The organism is Pseudomonas sp. PA-5-4B (genome assembly GCF_021606215.1).
Taxonomy (GTDB): domain Bacteria; phylum Pseudomonadota; class Gammaproteobacteria; order Pseudomonadales; family Pseudomonadaceae; genus Aquipseudomonas; species Aquipseudomonas edaphica.
The window spans coordinates 1-23619 of the sequence record NZ_WKDB01000038.1 but is presented as its reverse complement, the minus strand read 5'-3'; the positions used below and the strand labels follow the sequence as shown (position 1 = coordinate 23619).

The 23619-nt window shown below is 60.8% G+C and carries 23 protein-coding genes and 3 pseudogenes; 19 read left to right on the top strand and 7 right to left on the bottom strand.

Annotation, left to right across the window (positions count from 1 at the left end):
• Nucleotides 1-126 precede the first annotated feature (126 nt).
• From GIW28_RS19020 to feaR, 8 genes and pseudogenes are all read left to right on the top strand, one after another.
• Complete coding sequence (locus tag GIW28_RS19020; protein WP_056858430.1) at nt 127-1266, top strand: tyramine oxidase subunit B; 1140 nt, start codon at nt 127-129, stop codon at nt 1264-1266.
• 33 nt (nt 1267-1299) lie between these two features.
• Nucleotides 1300-1722, top strand: coding sequence for a RidA family protein (locus GIW28_RS19015; RefSeq protein WP_056858431.1), 423 nt, complete (start codon nt 1300-1302; stop codon nt 1720-1722).
• 58 nt (nt 1723-1780) lie between these two features.
• Complete coding sequence (locus GIW28_RS19010; protein ID WP_236459105.1) at nt 1781-3073, top strand: NAD(P)/FAD-dependent oxidoreductase; 1293 nt, start codon at nt 1781-1783, stop codon at nt 3071-3073.
• 34 nt (nt 3074-3107) lie between these two features.
• Nucleotides 3108-3194, top strand: a pseudogene (locus GIW28_RS30835) (outer membrane lipoprotein carrier protein LolA); the annotation flags it as partial.
• A gap of 20 nt (nt 3195-3214) precedes the next feature.
• Nucleotides 3215-4063, top strand: a complete 849-nt coding sequence (locus tag GIW28_RS19005; RefSeq protein WP_236447831.1) for an alpha/beta fold hydrolase — start codon at nt 3215-3217, stop codon at nt 4061-4063.
• Nucleotides 4060-5271 (top strand): multidrug effflux MFS transporter, encoded by a 1212-nt coding sequence (locus GIW28_RS19000; RefSeq protein WP_065873508.1) that lies wholly within the window; start codon nt 4060-4062, stop codon nt 5269-5271. Before GIW28_RS19005 ends, GIW28_RS19000 begins: the two co-directional genes overlap by 4 nt.
• Before the next feature lie 28 nt (nt 5272-5299).
• Nucleotides 5300-6511 (top strand): MFS transporter, encoded by a 1212-nt coding sequence (locus GIW28_RS18995; protein ID WP_236447832.1) that lies wholly within the window; start codon nt 5300-5302, stop codon nt 6509-6511.
• A gap of 24 nt (nt 6512-6535) precedes the next feature.
• Nucleotides 6536-7435, top strand: a complete 900-nt coding sequence (gene feaR, locus GIW28_RS18990; RefSeq protein WP_056858435.1) for a transcriptional regulator FeaR — start codon at nt 6536-6538, stop codon at nt 7433-7435.
• 270 nt (nt 7436-7705) lie between these two features.
• Here the strand turns inward: feaR and GIW28_RS18985 are convergent, their stop codons facing one another.
• Both GIW28_RS18985 and GIW28_RS18980 read right to left on the bottom strand, forming a co-directional pair.
• The gene (locus GIW28_RS18985) at nt 7706-9190 is read right to left on the bottom strand and encodes an aldehyde dehydrogenase family protein (protein ID WP_236447833.1); all 1485 of its coding nucleotides are present in this window, start codon (nt 9188-9190) and stop codon (nt 7706-7708) included.
• A gap of 138 nt (nt 9191-9328) precedes the next feature.
• Nucleotides 9329-9805, bottom strand: coding sequence for a MarR family winged helix-turn-helix transcriptional regulator (locus GIW28_RS18980; protein WP_056858437.1), 477 nt, complete (start codon nt 9803-9805; stop codon nt 9329-9331).
• A 204-nt stretch (nt 9806-10009) separates the two neighbouring features.
• Here GIW28_RS18980 and GIW28_RS18975 point away from each other — a divergent pair, with 204 nt between their 5' ends.
• The 10 genes from GIW28_RS18975 (at nt 10010) to GIW28_RS18930 (ending at nt 18355) form a co-directional block, all read left to right on the top strand.
• Nucleotides 10010-11134 carry an amidase gene (locus GIW28_RS18975; protein ID WP_056858438.1) on the top strand — a complete coding sequence of 375 codons (1125 nt, stop codon included), beginning with the start codon at nt 10010-10012 and terminating at the stop codon, nt 11132-11134.
• 1 nt (nt 11135) lies between these two features.
• A complete protein-coding gene (locus GIW28_RS18970) occupies nt 11136-11666 on the top strand; it encodes a nuclear transport factor 2 family protein (RefSeq protein WP_056858439.1) in 531 nt (176 codons plus the stop codon).
• 91 nt (nt 11667-11757) lie between these two features.
• The gene (locus GIW28_RS18965) at nt 11758-12381 is read left to right on the top strand and encodes an NIPSNAP family protein (RefSeq protein WP_056858440.1); all 624 of its coding nucleotides are present in this window, start codon (nt 11758-11760) and stop codon (nt 12379-12381) included.
• Nucleotides 12382-12746: 365 nt separating this feature from the next.
• Nucleotides 12747-13919, top strand: a complete 1173-nt coding sequence (iacA, locus tag GIW28_RS18960) for an indole-3-acetate monooxygenase (RefSeq protein ID WP_093541439.1) — start codon at nt 12747-12749, stop codon at nt 13917-13919.
• 16 nt (nt 13920-13935) lie between these two features.
• Nucleotides 13936-14298, top strand: coding sequence for a hypothetical protein (locus GIW28_RS18955; protein ID WP_003232696.1), 363 nt, complete (start codon nt 13936-13938; stop codon nt 14296-14298).
• 19 nt (nt 14299-14317) lie between these two features.
• Nucleotides 14318-15592, top strand: coding sequence for an aromatic ring-hydroxylating oxygenase subunit alpha (locus GIW28_RS18950; protein ID WP_056858442.1), 1275 nt, complete (start codon nt 14318-14320; stop codon nt 15590-15592).
• 15 nt (nt 15593-15607) lie between these two features.
• Nucleotides 15608-16084, top strand: coding sequence for an aromatic-ring-hydroxylating dioxygenase subunit beta (locus GIW28_RS18945; protein ID WP_056858443.1), 477 nt, complete (start codon nt 15608-15610; stop codon nt 16082-16084).
• 11 nt (nt 16085-16095) lie between these two features.
• Nucleotides 16096-16836 (top strand): SDR family NAD(P)-dependent oxidoreductase, encoded by a 741-nt coding sequence (locus tag GIW28_RS18940; RefSeq protein ID WP_236448041.1) that lies wholly within the window; start codon nt 16096-16098, stop codon nt 16834-16836.
• A gap of 50 nt (nt 16837-16886) precedes the next feature.
• A complete protein-coding gene (locus tag GIW28_RS18935) occupies nt 16887-17846 on the top strand; it encodes a PDR/VanB family oxidoreductase (RefSeq protein ID WP_056858445.1) in 960 nt (319 codons plus the stop codon).
• Between the two features lie 11 nt (nt 17847-17857).
• Nucleotides 17858-18355 (top strand): flavin reductase, encoded by a 498-nt coding sequence (locus GIW28_RS18930; RefSeq protein ID WP_236459139.1) that lies wholly within the window; start codon nt 17858-17860, stop codon nt 18353-18355.
• A 61-nt stretch (nt 18356-18416) separates the two neighbouring features.
• On the opposite strand, the gene GIW28_RS18925 is transcribed toward GIW28_RS18930, so the two are convergent.
• Nucleotides 18417-19292, bottom strand: a complete 876-nt coding sequence (locus GIW28_RS18925; RefSeq protein ID WP_236448079.1) for a LysR family transcriptional regulator — start codon at nt 19290-19292, stop codon at nt 18417-18419.
• A gap of 189 nt (nt 19293-19481) precedes the next feature.
• Between GIW28_RS18925 and GIW28_RS18920 the strand changes: the two genes are divergently transcribed.
• Nucleotides 19482-19697 carry a hypothetical protein gene (locus GIW28_RS18920; protein ID WP_133257329.1) on the top strand — a complete coding sequence of 72 codons (216 nt, stop codon included), beginning with the start codon at nt 19482-19484 and terminating at the stop codon, nt 19695-19697.
• Nucleotides 19698-20293: 596 nt separating this feature from the next.
• On the opposite strand, the pseudogene tnpC reads toward GIW28_RS18920, so the two are convergent.
• From tnpC to GIW28_RS18895, 4 genes and pseudogenes are all read right to left on the bottom strand, one after another.
• Nucleotides 20294-21565 (bottom strand): annotated as a pseudogene (tnpC, locus tag GIW28_RS18915) (IS66 family transposase); the annotation flags it as partial.
• A gap of 265 nt (nt 21566-21830) precedes the next feature.
• Nucleotides 21831-22061 carry an IS66 family insertion sequence element accessory protein TnpB gene (gene tnpB, locus GIW28_RS18910; protein WP_256534346.1) on the bottom strand — a complete coding sequence of 77 codons (231 nt, stop codon included), beginning with the start codon at nt 22059-22061 and terminating at the stop codon, nt 21831-21833.
• Between the two features lie 100 nt (nt 22062-22161).
• Nucleotides 22162-22479 carry an IS66-like element accessory protein TnpA gene (gene tnpA, locus GIW28_RS18905; RefSeq protein ID WP_065873493.1) on the bottom strand — a complete coding sequence of 106 codons (318 nt, stop codon included), beginning with the start codon at nt 22477-22479 and terminating at the stop codon, nt 22162-22164.
• Nucleotides 22480-23056: 577 nt separating this feature from the next.
• Nucleotides 23057-23248: pseudogene (locus GIW28_RS18895) on the bottom strand (integrase); the annotation flags it as partial.
• Nucleotides 23249-23619: the final 371 nt, after the last annotated feature.

Here is a 23619-nt window from a genome sequence, read left to right as displayed (position 1 = left end):
GAGGGCCCGCTCGAAACTTGATGTCCGAAATTTACAATACCGTCACCCACCGCACGCCGATACTCGACCTCGATAGCGTGGGAGCAGCGCCTACCGCTGCGATATCCCTTTCAGTCGAGAATAATAATGTCCAGTACTACAAACATAGACTTCATCTACTTGTCCGAGCAGGACATGATTCGGGCTGGCGTCACTGACATGCTCGCCTGTGTTAATACCATGGAGGAAATGTTCGGCCTGCTCTACAGCGGCGACTACCGCATGGCCGGGCCGAACAACGATTCCCACGGCGCAATGGTGGTGTTCCCGAAGGATTCGCCGTTCCCGAACATGCCCAAGCCGACAGCCGACCGCCGCATGATGGCGATGCCGGCCTATCTGGGCGGCAGCTTCTGCACCGCGGGCGTCAAATGGTATGGCTCCAACATCGCCAACCGCGACAAAGGCCTGCCCCGTTCGATCCTGATGTTTACCCTCAATGACCCTGACACCGGCGCCCCGTTGGCGCATATGTCGGCCAACCTGTTGTCGGCGTATCGCACCGGTGCGATACCCGGTGTTGGCGCGCGCCACCTGGCCCGCAAGGACTCGAAAGTGGTCGGTCTGCTCGGCCCGGGCGTGATGGGCAAGACCACGCTCGCCGCGTTTATCGCCGTGTGCCCGCAGATCGACACCTTGAAGATCAAGGGGCGGGGTGAGAAAAGCCTGAATGACTTCCTGGGCTGGGTGAAGGAAACCTACCCGCAGATCACCACGATCAACGTGGTCGACAGCCTCGAAGAAGTGGTCCGTGATTCCGACCTTGTTACTTATTGTAGCTCCGGTGAGACCGGCGACCCCTCGATCTACCCAATTGTGAAGCGCGAGTGGGTCAAGCCAGGGTGCTTCATGGCAATGCCGGCGTCCTGCTCGCTTGATGAAGGCATGGAGCTCGGCGACGTACGCAAAGTGCTCGATAACACCGGTCTGTACGAAGCCTGGTTCGAAGAGCTGCCGAAGCCTGCGCACCACTGCGTGCCGGTAATCGGCGTGCGCTTCATGGACATGATTGCCGAAGGCAAGATGCAGGCCGATGAGCTCGAAGACATTGGCAAGATAGTCGCCGGCGATGCCCAGGGCCGCCGCAACGATGAAGAGATCATCATCATGTCGGTCGGCGGCATGCCGGTTGAAGACGTGGCGTGGGGCACCGTGGTGTACCGCAATGCCATCGAAAAAGGCATCGGCGTGAAATTGAACCTGTGGGAAACCCCGGTACTGCGCTGAGCCATTCCTTACCCAACTGACGAGGCCTTCGACATGACAAAAATCATCAAGCTCAAGACCGGTTCGCCGTTTGAAGACCAGGCCAGCTATTCGCGCCTGGTGGTGGTGGACAACTGGATCTATGTGTCCAATACCGCCGGCCGTAATCCGCAGACCAAACTGATCCCCGAAGATATCCTGGAGCAGACGCACCAGGTGTTCGCCAACATCGAAAGCGCCCTGGCTGCCGTGGATGCCAGCCTGGCCGATGTGGTGTGTTCGCGGGTGTTCATCCAGGACCCCAAGGACGTGCCGACGGTGATGGCCCTGATCGGCGAGAAGTTTCGCGGCGTCGACCCGGCCAGTACCGTGACGTGCCCGCCGTTGGGCTCGACGGTCTACAAGGTTGAACTGGAAGTGACGGCTTACCGCAACGCCTCCAAGGCGCAGGTCGAAGTGATTCGCCTGACGCAGTAATCCGCTACGCAGCCGTGCGCCCGCGCGGCCGACCTTTATTGTTTTGCGAGTCTTGACCATGGCCCCGACTATTGCGCCCGTGAATACCTGCACCGAATGTCCCACCGCCACCTCCGTCGTCATCATTGGCGGCGGAATCATCGGCCTGACGGCTGCGCTGACTCTGGCCGAACGCAACATCCCGGTGGTGGTGCTGGAAAAAGGCCGTATCGCTGGCGAACAGTCCTCACGCAACCTTGGCTGGGTGCGCAAGACCAGCCGCCACGCCTATGATATTCCGCTGGCCCTGGCCGCAGATCGCTTATGGGCGCAGATGCCCGAGCGGGTGGGCGCGGACGTGGGCTACCGGCAAGAGGGCATCATGTTCGTCGCGCGTAACGAAGCGCAAATGGCGATGCATGAAGGCTGGCTCAAATCGGTCGAGCACCTGTCCCTGGATTCGCGCTTGCTGAGCAATAGCGAGATCGCGCAGCGGGTACCGGGCGGGGCGGGCGCGTGGGCCGGCGGGATCTATACGTCGTCCGATGCGCGTGCCGAACCGACCCTGGCCAGCAGCGCGATTGCCAAGGCCGCCATGGCCCTGGGCGTGGTTATCATCGAACAGTGCGCGGTGCGTACGCTGCAGATGTCCGCCGGCAAGGTCAGCGGCGTGGTCACGGAAAAGGGCGAGATCCGCTGCGACCAGGTGTTGCTGGCCGGTGGCATGTGGTCGCGGCGCTTCCTGGGCAACCTCGGTGTGTCCTTGCCGACCCTGGCCTTGACCTGTTCGGTGTTGCGTACCCATCCCATGCAAGGCCCCACTGAAATTGCCGTGGGCGCTCCGGACTTTTCCTTTCGCAAACACAAGGACGGCGGTTTCATCATCACCCAGCGCGGCAAGCTGGACGCCTTCCTGACCTTGGACCACCTGTTGCTGGCCAAGCAATACATGCCTCAATTCCGTGCGCAGCGTAGTGTGTTGAATGTGTCGCTGGGGCGGTATTTTTTCAAGGACCTGGCCTTGTCCCGACGCTGGTCGGCCGACAGTGTCAGCCCGTTCGAACGCGTGCGCGTGCAGGACCCGGCCGCCAACCCGCAGCTCAATAACGACGCGATGAACAACCTCATCGCGGCCTGGCCGGTGTTCGAGCAAGCCAAAATAGCCCAGGCCTGGGCCGGCACGATCGACGTGACCCCGGACTCCAACCCGGTGATCGGCCCGGTCGCGCAGATCCCAGGCCTGACCGTGGCCACCGGTTTCTCCGGGCACGGTTTCGGCACCTCGCCGGCGGCCGGCCAGTTGGCGGCCGATATTGTCAGCGGGCACACCCCGATCATTGATCCGAGCCCGTATCGCTTCGATCGTTTCTGATCCGAACCAGGCCCATGCCCCTGTAGGAGCGAGCTTGCTCGCGAAGAACGTCAACGAAAACGCAGGCAGTCTGTATGACCGCGGCGCACTTGAGTTTTTCGCGAGCAAGCTCGCTCCTACGCAGATTAGCGGAGCGAAGTTATGCACTCAGTCAGTAGTTTCTTCACCAACCGTTCAGGCCTGAACCTGCATGTCCTGCGCTGGGGCAACCCGAGCGGCGTGCCTCTGGTCCTGCTGCACGGCTTGCGTGCCTACGCACAGACCTGGGAGTCGCTGGTTGCGGCGCTCGGCCCGGGCTTCTGCGTGTACGCCCTGGACCAGCGCGGTCGCGGCCTGAGCGATTGGGCGCCGTCCGCCAGCTACCACACGCAGTCCTATGTGGACGACCTGCAGGACTTCGTCGCCCACGCCGGTCTGCAGCGCTTCGTCTTGCTCGGGCACTCGCTGGGCGGCGCCAACGCCCTGGAATACGCACGGCAAAACCCGGGCCGCCTGTTGGGCCTTATCATCGAAGACATCGGCCCCGGCTCCTCGATCCAGGGTGACGGCGCCGCGCGCATTCGCCGCGAGATGAACCAGACCCCACTGCAATTCGACAATTGGGACGCCGCCCGCACGTTCTGGCAGACCTCACGCCCCGGCTTGTCGGAGCAGGGCCTGGCTTCCCGGCTGGCACACTCGATGAAGGAAAGTGCCGGCGTGATTACCTGGCGTCACGATCAGCAAGGCATCGCCGAGGCGCGCCTGAGTATCGAGCCGACCGACCTGTGGCCGGCGGTGCGCGCCCTGGATTGCCCGACTCTGTTCATTCGCGGCACGCGCTCGGATTTCTTGCCGGCGGCGACGCTGCAAGCCATGCGCTACAGCAATGCTCTGGTGCGCACCGCCGAAGTCGCGGACGCCAGCCACTATGTGCATGACGACCAGGGCGAGACGTTCAACCGGCTGGTCATCGCGTTCCTTGACAGCCTTGCGATTGCTGCTCGATGAAACCGCGGGCCCGCTTGATCGTGCTGCTTTCATCGCTGACGGCCTTCGGGCCGTTTTCGATTGACACTTACCTGCCCAGCTTTCCGCAAATCGCCGAGGACCTGGGGACCAGCACCGCGCAAGTGCAGCACACCATCAGCGCGTTTCTTGCCGGGCTGTGCCTGGGCATGCTGTGCTACGGGCCATTGTCCGACCGCTATGGCCGGCGCCCGTTGCTGCTCGGCAGCCTGGTGTTGTACGTGGCCGCGACCCTGGGCTGCCTGTTTGCCGGCAGCGTCGAGCAACTGATTGCCTGGCGCTTTTTCCAGGCTTTGGGTGGCGCGGGCGCGCTGGTGCTGGCCCGTGCCGTCGCCAGGGATCTGGTCGGCCTGGTGGAGGCGGCCAAAGTGCTGTCGTGGATGCACGTGCTGACGATGATGGCGACCCTGGTCGCGCCGATGATCGGCACCTGGTTGGTGCTGATCCAGGGCTGGCGCACCATCTTCGCGGCGTTGTTCATCCTGTCCAGCCTGTGCCTGTTGCTGGTTGCCTTGACCCTGAAGGAAAGTTTGCCCGTGCAGCAGCGCGGTGCGTCCGTGCCGGCGGCCTTCGCGGCGTACCTTGCCATTGCCCGGCAACCCAGGGCAGTGGCGCTGATCCTGTGCATGGCCTTGGGGTTTGGCGGCATGTTCGCCTTTATCACCGCGTCGCCTTTTGTCTACGTGGTGTACTTCGACGTCTCGCCACGGGTGTTCAGCGCATTGTTCGCCCTGAACATCCTCGGCATCATCCTGGTGACCTTCATCAACGCCCGTTGGGTGGGCCGTTTCGGACCGCAACGCATGCTCGGGGTGGGCACGGTACTGGCGAGCGGGGCAGGGCTGGCGATGATGCTGGTCGGCTATACCGGATGGGGCGGGCTGGCGAGCATCGTGTGTTGCATGGTGCTGTACATGGGTGTGACCGGTTTGATCGGCGCCAACTGCATGGCCAGCCTGATGACGCTGTTTCCACGCCAGGCCGGCGCGAGCGTGGCGCTGGGGATTTCGGTGCAATTCGCTACCGGGGCGCTGGCCAGTCTGTGGGTCAGCCATTTGGCTGATGGCACCGCATGGCCGATGTGCCTGGTGGTGGGGTGTTGCGGGTTGGGCGCGTTGGTTGCTTATGGGGTGACCCTCCGCCTGCCTGCCCGGGCGGTCGCCGTGAGGACCGTCGTCAAGCAAATGTGAACCTCTGTTCAAAAACCAGGATACATACATGAAAACTATAAAAATAAATCCGATCGATAGAACTTCCGTCTATGTGTGTGCAGGGCTGGTCTCCGGCGCGGGGGCCTTGTTATTGAATGTGCTCCCCGTACTGTTTGGTGCGCTTGCCGAACGTTTCGGGCTTGGCGAGCACCAATTGGGCAACCTAGCGATGGCCATGAACCTGGGGTTTGGCGCGTTCGGGCTGGCGTCCCTGCTGTGGATCCACCGGCTCAGCTGGCGGCTCATTTCGGCGCTGTCGTCGGCTGTGGTGGTGGGCGCGGTGCTGACGGTTATGCGCGACCCGTCCTATGAAATGCTGCTGCTGATAATGGCCCTGGCGGGCGCCGGCACAGGAGCGTTGTATGCCCTGGCCATGACGATTTTCGGTGACAGCTCCCAGCCTGAGCGTGCGTTCGGGTTCAAGCTGGGTATCGAGACCGTGCCGGGGGCTCTCCTGCTGATCGTGCTGCCGGTAGCGGTGGCGCCGGTGTGGGGCTTTGAAGGTATGTTGATAACCATCGCCCTGGCCATGGTGGCGATGGGAATCCTGCCGCTGCCCTGGGTACCGCGCCGCAGCGAACGCCAACTGGATGCGTCCGAGGCCGCCGTGCGGATAGCCAGCACTGAAAGCCGCGCCATTGTGTGGTTGAGTCTGTTGGCCAGCCTGGTGTTCCTGACCGGCATTATGTCGGTGTGGGCGTTCCTGGAACTGATGGGCAAAAAGACCGGCTTGACCTCGGATACGATCGGGCTGGTCCTGGCGCTGGGCTTTTTAATCAATGCCGGCGGGGGCTTCATCGCCTCGGCGATCGGCCTGAAAATGGGACGCTTCCTGCCGGTGGCGGCGGTCATCCTCGCGGAGTTGCTGGGCCTGGTGGCCCTGGCGCAATTCTCCTCGCTGACGAGCTACGTGACCGGGGTTATCTGCTTTCTGTTCTCGATCAGCTTCGTGCTGGCCTACACCTTTGGCGTCATGGCCGAATTCGACCTGTCGGGCAAGCTCGTCGCGCTGGGCGCGTTGTGCCTGTCTCTGGGTGCGGCGTTCGGGCCGGCCGCGGGTGGGTTCCTGATCGAGGCGTTTGGCTACTGGGCGGTGTTGGTGTTCTCCGGGGCCTGTTCGGTGGCGGTCCTGGTCATCTATGGGGTGGCGGTGTTGCGGGCTCGGTTGGCGTTCAATCGTGTCCAGGTCTCATGCGCCGCCGTTATGCCGGGTGTGTGACGCAAGCGAGCAGGGAGGTTACCCATGAACGGTCAAGCCTTGTCGGCCTGGAACGAGCGTGTGCACGCGGCCTGCGGTCGTTTCGACACGCGCTATGACCACTGCCAGAGCCTTTTCATCGGTGAAATGCAACAAACACTGATGGGCAGTACGGCGGTGGCGCACATTCGCAGCAATGCCAGTGTGATTGCCAAGGCTGCCCGCTCAGGCGAGCGTGATTCCTCGGGGCGTTGTTTCCTTGTGCTGCAACAGCAAGGCTCAATGGCCATCGAACTCGGGGACCGAGTGGTCGACCTGCGCCATGGTGACCTGGCGTTGCTGGACTTTTCCGGCGCGGTGAAAATGACCCCCAACGGCTTGTTTTCCCACGTGTCGATCCCTCTGCCGCGTGAGTTGTTCAAGGGCCTGGAGCGTAGCCGCTTCGGCAAGCTGTCGACCACCGGTGTCTGTGGTCAACTGCTTTGTACGCTGGTGCGGCAGGTCGCTGGCGGCGAGTTGGCCCAATGGTCTTGCCCGCAGGATGGCGATGGCGTGCAGAGGGCGTTGGTGGCCTTGCTTGAATCGGTGCTGGAGTATCAAGTCGGCGCCGACTCCCCGGGCTGGCAGTTGCATGAAGTGCAATCCGTCATCCGGCAGCGGCTTGACTCACCGAGGCTTTCGCCGGCGTCGCTGGCCGAGGAACTGGGCACTTCCAGCCGCCAGCTTTACAGGCTGTTCGAAGCCAGCGGCGACAGTGTCTGTCGCTATATCCTGCGTGAGCGGCTGTTGAAGGCGGCGCAGGACCTGCGCGATCCGGTTTGCGCGCAACGCTCGATCACCGATATCGGCAGCTATTGGGGGTTTACTGATTCGGCGCACTTTTCCAAGACGTTCAAGAAGCAGACCGGGATGACCCCGAGTCGCTATCGAAGCCTTGGGCACTGAACCACGGATTGCCCTAATGCTGTTCAGTCAGGGTGGGCGTTCGCCATTTTCTCATCTAGCACAAAACCACTGTGGGAGCGGGCTTGCTCGCGAATGCGGTGGTTCAATTGATGCAGTGTTGCCTGGCCGCCCGCTATCGCAGGCAAGCCAGCTCTCACCCATTTCTCATCTAGAATGCTGCGAAGAATTCACAGGCGCCGCGTTCAGCCAGGAAACACGCGTTATCGTTGACGTTTTTCGCGAGCAAGCTCGCTCCTACAGAGAGCGTGTTCAGTAGCGGATGATTACCGATTTCAGCTCGGTGTAATCGTCGATAAACGCACTGCCGAACTCACGCCCGACACCCGATGCCTTCATCCCGCCAAACGGCACGCTGGGGTCGACGAAGGTGTGCATGTTGACCCACACCGTGCCCGCTTCGATTTGCGGGATCAGGCGCAAGGCCTTGGACAGGTCGTTGGTCCAGATACTGGCGGTGAGGCCGAACGGGCTCTCGTTCATCAGCTCGACCAATTCTTCTTCATCATCGAACGCCAATACACACACCACCGGGCCGAAGGCTTCCTCGTGCAGCAGTGGGTCGTCCTTGCCGGTGGCCACGATCAGCGTCGGCTCCACGTAGTAACCGGCGCGGTCCACGGCCCGCGCGCCGCATGCCACCTGGTTGCTCTGCAGGGCACGCTCGAAAAAGCCGAGGATTTTGTCGAAGTGCGGCTTGTTCGACAGTGGGCCGAACTGGGCGTGTTCATCCAGGGGCGAACCGATGACCATCTGCGACAGCATCGCCGCCATCTTTTGCGTCACTTGCTCGACGATTGAGCGGTGCACGAACAAGCGCTCGGGTGATGCGCACACCTGGCCCTGGTGCACATAAGCCGCTTGCACGAAGCGAGCCACAGCGTCATCCACGTTGGCGTCGGCCAGCAGCGCGGCGGCGTTCTTGCCGCCCAGTTCCAGGGTCACGCGGGTCAGGTCGGCGCCCATGGCGGCCTTGCCCACGGCAATGCCGGTGGGCACCGAGCCGGTGAACGACACCTTGCGTACCTGCGGGTGTGCGATCAGTTGCTGACCGACCTGGCCGCGGCCGTTGACCACGTTGATTACGCCAGCCGGAATCCCGGCCTCGATCGCCAGTTCCGCCAGGCGCAGCAGGGACAGCGGCGTGTATTCGCTGGGTTTGAGCACGACGGTGCAGCCGGTGGTCAGCGCGGCGCCGAGTTTCCACACGCCGATCATCAACGAGAAGTTCCAAGGCACGATGGCTGCCACCACGCCCACCGGCTCGCGCAGGGTGTAGGCGCTGTAGTGCTCGCCGTCCATGGAGGGAAACGACGGGGTCATGGTCTGGCCGCCGATTTTGGTGGCCCAGCCGGCGAAGTAACGCAGGAACACCGCGCTCTGGCCCACTTCGATATGTCGCGCCAGGTTGATCGATTTGCCGGAACTCAGGGTTTCCAGCTGCGCCAGTTCTTCGCCGTTGGCCTCGATCAAATCGGCCAGGCGGTTGAGCAGCACCCCACGTTGGTAGGGCGTGACGTGTGCCCATGCGCCCTTGAAGGCGGTGGCGGCGCTGTCGACGGCCAGGTTTACATCCTCGGCCTGGGCGTCACGCAACTGCGCGATGGTCTGGCCGGTACCCGGATCGACGATGCCGATGCGCTGCGCCGACGCGCTGGTGTGCACGGCACCCTCGATGAAGTTGGAATGGTCACGATCCAGAAAAGTAACGACTGAGGGCAATAAGGCAATGTGCATGGCGGCGCTCCAATGATGGGTTCGTCGCGCCCGTTGGGCGCTCGAAAGACCTCTGCATTAGAAGCGCATACACGCTTGGCCGCTTGTTCGAGCCTGCCAGGAAGTTGGTGATGCGCGACACGCCGTGTCGCGGCGCGCCTAGGGCTCACCGAGGTTGTCGAACACCGTTTCGAGCAAGCGGCTCAGGCGCTGGATCTGCGGTTCAGTCATGCTGGTGAAGCTGCGTTTGAACACGTCGCTGGTCGCCACCTGGATACGTTCGATCGCCGCGCGGCCTTCGGCGGTGATCCGCACCTGGGTCACCCGGCCGTCGTCTTCGCAGGGCGCGGTATCCACCAGGCCGTCTTCCTTCATGCGGTAGACGGTCTTGGTGATGGTCGACAGCTTGGCGATCGCATGGGTGGATATCTCGGAAATGCTCGACTGGCCGTTCTCCTTGAGAATCAGCAGTACGCGCCAGCGCGGGATATCCAGGCCGATTTTCTTCAGCGCTTTTTCCATGTACTGGCTGTAACGGCCATGCACCATGGCCAGCCAGTAGAACGGAAAGTCTTCCTTGTGAAAATTTTCGCTGGCGGGGTCATAGCGGTTTGCGGATTTTTTTGCGGAAGTCATAGCGTGCTCATCTCAGAGGATGCGGGCAATCATAGACTTTTCTCGTGAAATCGGCACGGTTATTGACCACAGTTATGGACGAGTGCGGCCAGGCCAGGGCGCAGAAATATAATTGACAATTCACGTAATATTCGGTGAGTGTGAAAAAAGGCAAGGGCGCATCGGGCGTCCGCATTGCGCATTTTGCACTGAAGGTGACGTGACATGACCCTGGTGATTGAACAGCTTTCCCTTGGCGCCGACGGACCGACCGTAATGGTTAAGGACACCCTCGATATCGCCGGTCTGCCAACCCGTGCGTCGAGCCAGGCGCTGGACGATGCCGCGCCGGCCACGGCCCACGCTGATGTGGTGCAAGCCCTGCTGGACAAGGGCTGTCGACTGGTAGGCAAGACCCGCCTGCACGAACTGGCGTTTGGCACCACGGGGATCAATCACTGGACCGGCACCGCGCCGAACCCGCGTTTTCCGGGGCGCATTCCCGGCGGATCGTCCAGCGGCTCGGCAGCCGCCGTGGCCGCCGGGCTGGTGGATTTTTCCTTGGGCACGGACACCGGCGGCTCGGTGCGCATTCCCGCCTGTTGCTGTGGCGTGTTCGGCTTTAAACCGACGTTTGGACGGGTCAGCCGCCGTGGCGTGATGCCGGCGCACAGCAGCCTCGACTGTGTCGGCCCGTTTGCCGCGAGTCTGCCAATGCTGGTCACGGCCATGCAGGCGATCGACCCGACTTTCACACCCGCACCCGCGCCCGCCGCGCCACGCCTGGGCGTTGTGACCGTGCAAGCCAGCGCAGCGGTACAGCGCGTGATCGATGCCGCGATCACCGGCAGCCAACTGCCCAATGAAGCCCTCACGTTGCCCAGCCTTAAGGCGGCCTATGACGCGGGCATGGTGGTTATCAACCGCGAGACCTTCGATGCCTGCGGGCACTTGCTGGCCACCGGCAAGGTCGGCGCCGACATCGCTGCGCGCCTGGCCGCCGCCGGTAACACCACCGCCACGGCGCTGGCCGAGGCCGAGCAGGTGCGTCTGCGCTTCACTGCCGAAGTCGATGCGGCGCTGCAGCAGGTCGACGTGCTGGTGCTGCCGACCATGCCGGAGTTTCCCTTGGCCCTGGCCGAGGCGACCGACACCCAGGCAGTGCTGGGCATGACCGCCTTCGTACGCCCGTTCAACCTGTCGGGGCATCCGGCGCTGAGCATCCCGTTGGCCAGTGCCGAGGGCCTGCCGGTTGGCCTGCAGCTGGTGGGGGCCAAAGGCGCGGATGAGCAAATGCTGGCCATCGCTGGCCGCCTGCTTGAACGCCTGTACGCCGGGTATGAGGCCTAAGATGAGCACACCCATTCCCCGCGCAGACCTGGAACAACGCCTGCGCCGTTTTGAAATCCAGGACAGCGCGCGCGCCTGCATGAACCGCTACATGGTACTGTGTGACGCTCTTGACGCTCACACACCGCTCGACGAACTGGCCGGCCTGTTCACCCAGGATGCGGTGTGGGAGGGTAAAGGCGCCAAGTACGCCCAGAGCTTCGGCGGCTATCGTGGACGCGAAGCCATCGCCGCGATGTTTGCCGGCTACATGAAAACCCCGGCGCACTTTGCCCTGAACGTGCATTTCCTCACCAGCGAGCTGATCGAGGTGCGGGACGATGCCGTGCTCGGCAGTTGGGTGATGTTGCAGACATCCACGTTCGCCAGCGGCGCCTCTCATCTCAACGCCGCGCGCCTGACGGTACGTTTCGCCGAAGAAGGCGGGCAGTGGCGCATGGCGCATTTCCAGACCGAAAACCTGTTCAGCCGCCCGGTGCAGGCGTGGAACAGTGACGCCGAGTTGCCGGTGCCCAAGCCTGTCGCACAGTGAGCGATAACGCTCACTGATTATTCCCACCGTTCTTTTTCCATGACTGGCCGACAAAGGCGGTCATGCCGTGCGCGTCGCGCTGGAGACTGCCATGAAACACTTCGAACTGTTGACCTTCACCCTGCGTGTACGCACCGTGCCACAAGCCTTGCCGCGCTTGGAGCAGAGCCTGCGCGAGGCGGGCGAGGGCGTGCACCTGATGGGCTGCTGGGTGTCGGAAATCGGCGCGCAGAATCGTATTGCAGTACTGCGCGGGTTCGACGATAGCGGGTGTCGCGAACGCGAACGCGAGCGCTATCTGCTGGCGCCCGATGGTTTTGCGATCGGCGAATTTCTGCTGGAGCAGCAAGTGGATGATTACAGCGCCTTCGCCTTTGTCGAACCGCTTGCTCCCGGTGTTCATGGTCCGTTCTATGAGTTGCGCGAATACAACCTCGTGCCCGGCGGGTTGGCGCCGACATTGCGCGGTTGGAGCAAGGCCGTGGGGCGTCGCACCGGGCCGGACTATTCCCAGGTGTATGCCGCGTTCTACGCCACCAGCGGGCTGCTTCCGCGCTACCTGCACATCTGGCCCTACAGCTCACTGGAGCAGCGCCTTGAAGTACGCACTCGCGCCGTGACCGACGGCGCGTGGCCGCCGGAAAATTCCGCGCCGCAATTGCTGCAGATGCATTCCACGGTGTACCTGCCGGCGCCGTTCTCACCGTTGCGCTGAAAAAACGGCTCAGATCCAGTGTGGGAGTGGGCAAGCCAACTCCCACTTTTTTGTGAAAAAAATAAATCCAATTAAAAAATATTTAGAAAATACCCAAGGTTAAAAAAAGAATATTACTCAAAAATAACAACGAGATAATCGGCCATTCATTCGTTTTCCTTCAATAATTTACATGATTAGTGGTGTTTTTAAGCACGATAATTCAATTGACAATTCACGTAATTTCGCTCAAATTCTCCCCAACGGCACCCACAAAAAAAAAGGTAACCACTATGCCGATCCATCGCCCTCGCTCCGCCCCGCGTCTCAGCTCGACGCTGACTTCCTGCCCAGCCCAATACCGTTCCTGACAACGGAGTTAATCTATGCATTCGCTTAAAAAACCAGCGGTTGATACGGTGAGCTCGCTTGCCAGTGGCCCCGCCTTCGAAGCCTTGCTTGTCGATGTGCGCGAACGTGCCCGAGCCGGTGAGTTCGACGGTCAGCGCCACATTTCGCAGGACGTGATCGAAGCGTTCAAACAGCACGGTGTTTACCGGGCGCTGGTGCCCAAGCGCTTTGGTGGCCTGGAATGTTCGCCCGCCGAGTTCTGCCAGATGATCGAGCGCATCGCCCAGGCCGACGGCTCGGCCGGCTGGGTTGCCAGTTTTGGCATGAGTCCGGTCTACCTCGCGGCGCTGCCGCTCGACAGCATCGCCAAGGTATATGCGAACGGTCCGGACGTGGTGTTCGCCGGCGGTATCTTCCCGCCGCAACCGGCTGAGGTGGTCGAGGGTGGTTTCGTCGTCAATGGCCGCTGGAAGTACTCCAGCGGTTCCCTGGGTTCCGACATCGTCGGTGTCGGCATCGCCCCGAAAAGCGGCGACACGTTTGGCCTGCCGCGCATCGCGGTAATGCCGCGCAGCGCGATCCGTATAGACGAAACCTGGGACACCGTCGGCCTGCTGGGTACCGGCAGCCACGACCTGGTCGCCGACAATGTGCGGGTCAGCGAGGAGTGGACCTTCGTGCGCGGCGGCCTGCCCAACCTGGACGAACCGTTCTTCCGCTACCCGTCGCTGTCATTCGCCACCCAGGTGCTCTCGGTGGTTGGCCTAGGCGTGGCGCGTGCCGCACTCGATGCCCTGGCTGACATGGCCAGCGGGCGTGTCTCGGTCACCGGTGCCCCGGCGATTGCCGATCGGCCCCTGGCCCAGGTCGACATTGCTCGGGCGGAAGCCGAGCTGCGTGCCGCACGGGCGTTCTTCTACGAATCCATCGAACACGCCTGGGATTACGTGCTGGCCGGCGATGCGGTGCCCGTGGCCGCGACCAACCTGCTGCGGTTGTCGTCGACCCATGCCACCCGTGTCGCCGCCGATGTGGCGCGTACCGCGCAGATGCTCTCGGGCATGAGCGGCGTGTACAACGACAGCCCGCTGGCGCGCTGTGTCAACGACGCCCAAGTGGTGACCCAGCACGCATTCATGGGCGACATCACCTATCAAAACGCCGGAGCCATGTTCTTCGGCAAACAGCCTTTGCCTGGCTACCTCTAACCGTCGAGGAAATAAAATGAGCGATAAAAAGACCTTGCGCGTGCTGTTTTGCATGGGCATCAACCAGAATTTTTTCGATGCCGCGCGCGATGAGCAATTGCAGGTGTGGGCAGCGTTCAGTGCAATGTGGAACGGTATCCACGACCTCGCCGGCGTCAAGGTGCTGGGCAACATGGATGACGACCAGAGCATGGTCGGGCCTTCCGATGGCTTCCCATGGACCACGTACCTGCTGGCCGACGTGCCGGACATCGAGACCGTGCACGCCGCCTGCAACCTGTTTCGCACAACGCCGGTGGGCGATGGCCCGTACAAGCTGTGGCGCTACACCAAGGTTGAAGCCCGGGTTGGGCGCGAGCTGATTATTCAGCGCACTTGATGCCGACGAGGACATTCCCATGAGCAAGCTGATTCCCGCTGTAAACCTTGACGTCGACCCCGCCGACCTGGTGCAGGCTGACCGCGTCCACACCTCGATGTACACCGACGCACAATTGTTCGACGCCGAGCTGGAAAAGATTTTCTACAGCACCTGGATCTGGGTCGCCCACGCCAGCGAGATTCCCGACAACGGCAGCTACAAGACCACCTATATCGGCAAGCAGCCAGTGATCGTGGTGCGTGACCGCAAGAAAGACGTGCACGTGCTGCTCAACCGCTGCCGCCACCGTGGCGCCACTGTGTGTGAACACAAGAAAGGCAAGACCAACAGCTTCGTCTGCCCGTACCACGGCTGGGGCTATGCGCTCGATGGCTCGCTGCGCGGTATTCCGCACCCGGAAAGCTACGGCGACTGCATCGACAAGGCCGAGCTGCCGCTGGTCAGCCTGCGCACCGAAAGTTATGCCGGCATGATCTTCGCCACCTTCAAGGACGACATCGAGCCGCTGGAAGACTACCTCGGCGCCGCGAAAAAATGGATGGACCTGTTCATGAAACAGGGCGCCGGCTACGGCATAAAGGTTCCGGGCGAGCACCGTTTCCGTTTTCCCGGCAACTGGAAGATCCAGCTGGAAAACACCACGGACGCCTACCATTTTCCGCTGGTGCACAAGAGCTTTCTGTCGTCGGTGGATGAACAGACCCTTGAGCTGTTCGACTTCGTCAAGGGCCCCGGCTACGTTGAGGACCTGGGCAACGGCCACAGCGTGATGGTGATGATCCCGGACCTGATCGACCTCGAAGCCGACCTGGACAAACCGATCCCCGAGCGCTTCGAAGGCCTCGCGGCCGAGTTGCGTGAGGAAGGTATCGAAGAGCAACAGGTGCGGCTAATCGTGCGTGCGGTCGGCGGCACCGGCTTCAACCTCAACCTGTTCCCCAACGTCGCCTGCTCGATGGCGTTCTTTCGGGTGCTGCAACCGATCTCGGTGACCGAGACCGAAATTCACCACTCGGTGATCACCATGGACGGCGGTCCGGCCGTGGCCAACCGTTATCGTCTGCGTCTGCATGAGCACTTCCAGGGCCCGATGGGTTTCGGCACGCCGGACGATTCCGAGGCCTGGGAGCGGGTACAGAAGGGCGCCAGCGCCGGTGAAGACCTGTGGATCATGCTCAACCGCGGCTTGCCCGGCGAGCAGGCCAGTGCAGACGGGCTGGTGTCCGATGTGAGTGCCGAAACCGGCATGCGCGCCGCCTATCAGCAGTGGAAAAAGATGATGTCGGTCTGATCCGTGGAGAACCTTATGAACCTGCAATTACTGCAAGAAGTGACCGCTTTCATCTGGCAGGAAGGCGACATGCTGGACCACGGTGAATACGACGGGTGGTTGACGATGTGGACCGACAAGGGCACCTACATCATTCCCATTGACCCCAGGGAAACCGATTTCGAGAACACGCTCAACTACGCCTACGACGACCATCATATGCGTGAGCTGCGGGTGCAGCGCTTGACCGGCGGCGAATCGATTTCCACCAGCCCGCAACCGCGCACGGTGCGCATGCAGTCGCGGTTCCGGGTGTTGGCCGATGACGGGGTGCAGGTGACGGTGCGCTGCGCGCAGAACATCCGTGAGTTCCGCAAGGAAAGCCTGAAGTTCTACAGCGCCGACCTCACCTACCAACTGATCCGCAGCGAGGGTGGTTTCAAGATCCAGCGCAAAGTGGTCAGCCTGATCAACAGTGACGATGCCCTTGCCGGTATCGGCTACATCCTTTAAGGAGCGCCGACATGAACCAGATCGCATTGGTGACGGGCGCGGGGCAGGGCCTGGGGCAGCATTTTTGCGCTAGCCTGCTGCGGGCGGGGTACTCGGTGGTGATCACCGACCTCAACCTTGAAGCCGCGCAAGCCTGCGCCAAACAGCTGGACCCGGCCGGTGAGCGCACGCTCGCGCTGCAACTGGACGCCGGCAGCAAGGCCGATTTCGAAGCGGGGCTGGAGCAAGTGCTGATGCGTTTCGGCGCGTTGCACGTGGTGGTCAATAACGCTGCCGTGACCAAGACCACGCCGCTGATGCAGATCAGCCCCGAGGAGTTCGACGCTGTGGTCGGCCTGAACCTGCGCAGTGTGTTCCTCGGTTGCCAGGTGCTGGGCGCGTACATGGCCGAGACCGGCTATGGACGCATCATCAACATGGCGTCCCTAGCCGGGCAGAACGGCGGCACTGCGACCGGCGCGCATTATGCCGCGAGCAAGGGCGGCATCGTCACGCTGACCAAGATCTTCGCCAAGGAATTTGCCGCGCGCGGGGTAACGGTCAACGCCATCGCCCCGGGCCCTATCGAATCGGCGGCGGTGCGCGCGGCGATTCCGGCCGAACGCTTGCCGAGCCTGCTGGCCAATATTCCGGTGCAGCGCCTGGGCGATGCGGATTTTCTCGGTGACTTGATTGTGCAGCTGGCACGCCCCGAGGCCTATTTCACTACCGGAGCTACCTGGGATGTGAATGGCGGCCTGTTCATGCGCTGACTGATAGCGGCCGCTACGGCGGTCTTTGCGAACTCCATGGAATAACGGCCATGACTGAAGAACTGTTGGACGTAATCGTGCGCAAGCGCGAGCTGCAAGGGGGCGGTGTTGTCGTCCTGGACCTGACCCGCCGTGACGGCGCGCCGCTGCCGATGTTCGATGCCGGTGCGCACGTCGATATCCATATCGGGCCGGGGCTGGTGCGCCAGTACTCGTTGTGCAGCAACCCTGCCGACCCGAGCCTGTATCGCCTGGGTGTGCTCAGGGACCCGGCCTCGCGCGGTGGTTCGGTCGGGGTGCATGACATCCTGCTCGAAGGTCACGAGGTGCAGATCAGCCTGCCGCGCAACCTGTTTGCGCTGGCGGCCGAGGCGCGGCGTTCAGTGCTGTTGGGTGGCGGTATCGGTGTCACGCCGATGATTGCCATGGCCTATGCGTTGCACGCGGCCGGCCAGACCTTCGAACTGCACTACTGCGGGCGTGAGCGTGAACGCAGTGCGTTCCTCGCGGAACTGGCCAGCGCACCGTTTGCCGCGCAGGTGTTCACCCACTTCGATGACGAAGGGCCAGAGCAGAAGCTCGATCTGGCCAAGGTGCTGGGCAAGGGCGAGGCCGGCGTGCACATGTATACCTGCGGCCCCGCAGGCTTCATGGACTGGGTGATCCAGGGCGCGCGCAGGCAGGGCTACAGCGAGTCGCACATCCACAAGGAATATTTCCAGGTGGACGTGGATAGCTCGGGTGGCAGTTTTGAAGTGGTGGCCGCGCGCAGTGGCAAGACCGTGAAGGTGGCCGAAGGGCAAAGCATTCTCGCCGCGCTGGCGCAGGTGGGCATCAAAATCGAGATTTCCTGCGAGCAGGGGGTGTGCGGGACCTGCCTGTGCGACGTGCTCGAAGGCGAGCCGGACCATCGCGACGTGTACCTCACGGACGATGAAAAGGCCGGCAATGACCAAGTTCTAGTGTGCTGTTCACGAGCCAAATCCAAAAAACTCGTGCTGGATATCTGAGGGGAACGACCATGGTAGACATAGGCAGCTTTCGCAATGCAATGGCCATGCTCGGCGGCGCCGTGACGGTCATCACCACCGATGGCGAGGCGGGCCGGTTCGGCTTTACCGCCTCGGCGGTGTGCAGCGTCACCGACTCACCGCCCACGCTGTTGGTGTGTATGAATCGATCGTCGCATTCCAACGAGCACTTCAAGCGTAATGGCGCGGTGTGCGTGAACATTCTGCGTGGCGATCACCAGGACATGTCCGGGACGTTCGCGAACCGGGCGCTGAGCATGGATGAGCGCTTTGCCGTGACGCAGTGGATCACCCTGGAAAGCGGTGCGCCAGTGATGCTCGACGCGCTGGTCAACTTCGATTGCCGTATCGCGCAGGTACACGAAGTGGGGTCCCACAGTATTTTCTACTGCGAGATCCAGACCATCCGCCAGGGTGAGGCAGAAGAGGGCCTGGTATATTTCAACCGCGCCTATCACCGCCTGAGTGAAGCCTCCAAGGCTTGCTGAATGCCATGTTCGCTGGAGGGGCGAACGGCAGCCGAATTCAGACAAGCCCGGCCAGAGGAACTCAGATCAATTCTTCCACCAAGTGCAGGCAATGTGTAAGCCCCGGCGACTGGTCATTCACCCGCCGGCTCAGAATGATCGGCGAGGTCGCGGTGGTTTCCACAACCGGCGTGTAGCCGATGTCCGCGCGGTGCAGGATCTGCACCGAGGCCGGCACCAGCGTTACGCCCATGCCCGCGCCGACCAGGCCGATGGCGGTCTGCAATTCGTTGGTCCATTGCGCCACCTTGAGGCTCAGGCCATGGGCGTCGAACAGCGCGATCACATGGTCGGCATAACTGGGGCGCGGGTTGCCGGGGTACAGCACAAACGGTTCGGCGGACAATTGCGCAAGGGTGGCGGGCGCGTCGAGCAAAGGGTGGCCGGAGGGCAGTACCGCCACCAGACGGTCCTCTACCAGGACGCGCTGGACGATGGCCGTGTCGTCAATACGGATCCGCCCGAAGCCCACATCGATGCGCCCGGCCTTGAGGGCTTCGACCTGCTGCAGGGTGGTCATCTCCGACAGCCCCAATTCCAGCTCCAGCGCCTCGTGGCTGCGCAACCGCCGAATCAGTTCCGGCAACACGCCGTACAGGGTCGACGGCGCAAAGCCGATGCCCAGCCAGGTCTTCTCGCCCTGGCCGATGCGCCGGGTGTTGGCGCACACCGTGTTCAGTTGTTCCAGCAGCACATTGGCGTGCTCATAGAAAAACCGCCCGGCCTCGGTCAGCCGCAGCGGCCGGCCGCGTTCGAGCAGAATCACCCCCAGCTCATCCTCCAGTTGCTGGATCTGCCGGCTCAAGGGCGGCTGGGCAATGTGCAGGCGTTCGGCGGCGCGGGTGAAGTTAAGGGTTGCCCCCAGCACCTGGAAATAACGCAGGTGACGTAATTCCATGATCACTCCTTTCATACCCTAAAGGTATTATTTGAGACCCATTCTATATTGGATGCCATGAAAAATAGGGAACAGAATCAGCTTAAATCTAAAAAGAACTCAACAGGTATCACCATGCCCATTTGCGCCATAGAGTCGACGGAAGCGTGGCAGCAGTAGCTTCCATGACCATTATCAGAGAGATGCAAAATGAACCTTCGCAAGCTTGCCATTATTTCACTGCTCAGCATCAGTGCCACTAGCGCGCTCGCTGAAGGCGGTGCTGACCGTTTGATACAACGAAATTTGGAACAGCAGCAGGCCCATCTGGCCGCTCAAAAGTCCGCAGAGACAAAGTCAGAAATCGCAAAAAAACAGCCGAGTGTTGATGCCCCTAAAACTCAGTCGAGTTCAAACGATAGCTGACATCTGGCCGCTGGTAGGTCGCCCTTAGGTGGCTTGCCACAAGCATATGAGACAACCGCTACCCGATCGCTGGAGCCCAGCTTCGCTCCCCTAACAGCTAGTGCTCCCAAAGGCTGCCCTGGCTTCAGTGAAACTCAGGCAATAAAATCTATGGTCACCCCCATTTTTGCAATACTGGGTGACGTGGTTGGCTTGCTTAAATCTATCCGGCGTCTGTTTGGGGCAGGCCCCAGCGCCACGATGAGAGTCGCGCCTGACGATCTTTAAAAAACCGTCGGCTTCTGAAGCTGATTTTTATGTCAGGATTTTCGTCAGGCCGGTGCGCCGTTCACATCATCTGTTGTTCAGCTATCGCAAAACCTGAAGGTGAATCGTTCTACTGCAACAACCGCAGGGTCAGGCGTTCAAGGCGTCTGGCCCTGTTTCATATTGCGTATGGTGAGCGGCTATTGCCCGAGCGATACGCGCCAGTTTGTTAGCCAGTGCACAAGCCACGTAAGCGCCTGGGCATCACACCTTGCGTGATGAAACCGGCTGCCACCATGCGGCAGCAACTGATCGATTTCACTCGCCCGCTGCGTCGGCAGACGCGTAAGCACATCCTTCAGATAAGCATACGGATCATGACCATTCAGCCGCGCAGACTGGATCAAGCTCATGATCGCCGCCGCCCGTTTTCCGCTGCGTAGCGAGCCTGCAAAGAGCCAGTTCTTGCGCCCAAGAGCCCATGGCCTGATTTGGTTCTCAGCCCAATTATTGTCTATGGGCACGGCCCGTCATCGAGGTAGCGCGACAGCGCTGCCCAGCGTTTTAGGCTGTAATCGAGTGCATCTGCTGATGCCTGAACCTTCGGGTACAAGCTCGCGCTGGGCGCTCATCCAGGCATGTAGCGTGTCCATTACCGGGACGGCTTTTTCTTGCCGTATTCGGCGCTGTAAATCCGGTTCCAGGTCGCGGACTTCGCTCTCGATTTCGTACAGCAACTGGATATAGCGCAAGGCTTGCTCAGCAAGCGTGCTTTTATTCGTAGCATGCAGCTCGAAGAATTTGCGCCGCGCATGGGCCATGCACCCGATCTCGGTCACGCCGAGTTCGAAACTGGCTTTGTAACCGCCAAAATCATCGCAGACCAGTTTGCCCTTCCAGTCTTTCAGGAAGTTGCGAGCGTGCTCACCGGCGCGGCTGGGGCTGAAATCGTAAACCACCGCTGACAGATCCGAGAATTGGCTGGTGGCGTAGGCCCAAACATAGGAGTGATGGGTTTTCTTTGTTCCCGGCATGAGCATCTGCACCGGTGTTTCATCGGCATGAATAACCTGCTGCCCGAGTACCGCTTCGTGTAGCGCATCGACCAGCGGCTGCAACTGAACCCCAGTAACGCCAACCCATTGAGCCAAGGTTGAACGGGGAATCGCCAGGCCCGCTCGACCGAAGATCGATTCCTGACGGTAAAGCGGCAGATGGTCAGCAAACTTGGCAATCATGAAGTGGGCCAGCAGCCCGGCGGTTGGGATACCCTTGTCGATGATCTGAGCCGGAACCGGTGCCTGGATAAGCGTTTCGCAGTCAGCGCAGACCCATTTGCCACGTATATGACGCTCGACGGTGAACACGCCCGGTGTGTAATCCAACTTCTCACTGACATCTTCACCGATGCGTTTGAGCGCGCAGCCGCATGGGCAGTGAGTGTTGTCGGGTTCGTGATGGATCAGTGTGCGTGGAAACTCAGCCGGCAATGCAGTGCGCTTGGGCTTCTGCTTTTTCTCGGTCGATGCGGGTACTGTTTGCAAGGCTTGAAGCTCGGCTTCAATTGCGGCGATATCGGTATCGATCAGGTCATCGAGCAAGCTGGCCTGCTCAGGGTTCATCTGCTCGCTGCGCTTGGCAAATTTCAAGCGTTTGAGCTGCGCGATCTCGAAGGTCAGCTTCTCGATCACCGTCTGATCGCGGTTGATCTTCTTGCCCATGGTTTCGACCGTCTTACCCATTGCTTCGACTTGCAAGAGCAACTGCGCAGCTAAGGCACGCAGTTGGTCGGGGGACATTTGGTTGAGGTTGGGTGAAGAAGTCATGCTGCGGATTTTGCCAGAGCAGGCCGTTCGCAGCGATACACCGATAGGCTAATAGCCGCCGTTAAAGCAGTGTGATCACACCGCCAGCCCCAGCGCGCTGCCAAGGCAAGCCCAGCACTAAAGCCTGAAGTTGCTCGGTATCCAACTCAAGTTCAGAGCCTTGACGAATTCCTGGCCAGTGAAACTTTCCTTGATTCAATCGGCGGGCAGCCAGCCAGATGCCAAACCCATCATGCACCAGGACTTTCATGCGAGTGGCGCGGCGGTTGGCGAATAGATAAGCACAGTGCAGCTTCGCCGCACCGACACCGCGATCACCCTGGCCAACGCCGTGTCGGTGCCAGCACGCATGTCCATGGGTTCGGTGGAGAGCCAGATGGCATCGATGCGGATCATTGGGTGAGCCCTCGAATGAGTCGGGCGCATCCTTCGGGATCGTAAATTGGCCACTTCACCGTAAGCGTTTGCTGGCCAATCGGTAATTCAATGATCGCCGACGCTTGAGCTACTGGTTTCGATTCGACTTTCAAAGGAATGAACGCTGGCAAGGTGGCGACCGGCTGATCGCGGTAAAGCGGTAGCCAACGGCGCACGACATTAGCGTTGATACCATGACTCATCGCGATGGCTGCCACGGAAACGCCAGGTTGCAGGCATTCCTGGACGACTTGGGCCTTGAAGGATTTTGTGTAGGAATTACGTTGGCGCATGGCGATCCTGACATTAAGGGTAGTTGTGTCCGCATAAAATTACGCGGACACAATTGCCCTTATTGGTTGGCCGGGGTCGGAAGGTGGGTTTGCCGGTCCCTTACTCCTAGGCGACCATCAAAAATGAGAATGTCATCTTGCAATATCAGGGACTTAGATAGACCGTGTCATTTGAATCGAGGAACACAGTGCAACAGAATTGAGAGTTAGGTCGTGGATTTTTTCAGATTTGAGAATCACAAGTACGGGATGATCCTCCTCGTAATACTCTTTTAAAAAACGGAATCTCGTTGTACGCATCCAGTTGCGTCACGACTCCTCCATGAACGTCTGCAGCGTGCCCCTGGGTGTTATGGACGGAGGATTAATTAGAGTGAGCATATGTGCTCGGTTTTTTAGAAAGGTGGGCGCGCCTAGCTGAAAGGCTAAACGGTGCGACCCGATTACCGACACTGCCGACCGAGGTAGCGGATGCGTTTGTCGCTGTGTGGCAGAGGTCGATCTATCTAGCCCAGGGCGTCGCCGAGAAGGCGCTAACTGAGCAACGGCAAGTGATGATTGCCGAGCATGAGCGAGTACGAGCGTATTGACGAGTGGATAGATGGTCTGAGGTATGTGGCCGACTAGGAAAAAGGGAGTCCTTGCTGAGTAGTTGTGCCTGATGTATCCAGGCCACGAGAGCTGACCGTGTTTGCTAAGGGATCTCAAATTGCACTGGTCGCTGCGTTTTTTGCTGCATCACCATGGCTCGTGACGATACGTGCTCGCCAAGGTCTGTAGCCTGTCGATACGGCAGAACCGTGTTTCTGCTCGATGCCCTGAAAAAAGCTAACCGCCAATCACTCCAGCCATAACATGGTCGGGATGATTGGCGGTTTCGCATTTTTATCGCTTTCCAAACTTCGAAACCAGCACCGCTCTCAGTCTGGGAATCGGGGCGCCGCGATGCCTGTCGATCCTTGTTTCGCCTGCAGCCTCTGTCCATTAGGCAGGTAAGGCCGCGCGCCGCAGCGAGGTGCTTGCTCGGCGCGCGGAGCGGCAGATCACCAGTTGAAGTTCACCGAGGTCAGCAGGGTGCGCTCGTCACCGTAGAGACAGGTGGAGAAACTGCACTGCGCGTAGCGCTTGTCGGTCAGGTTG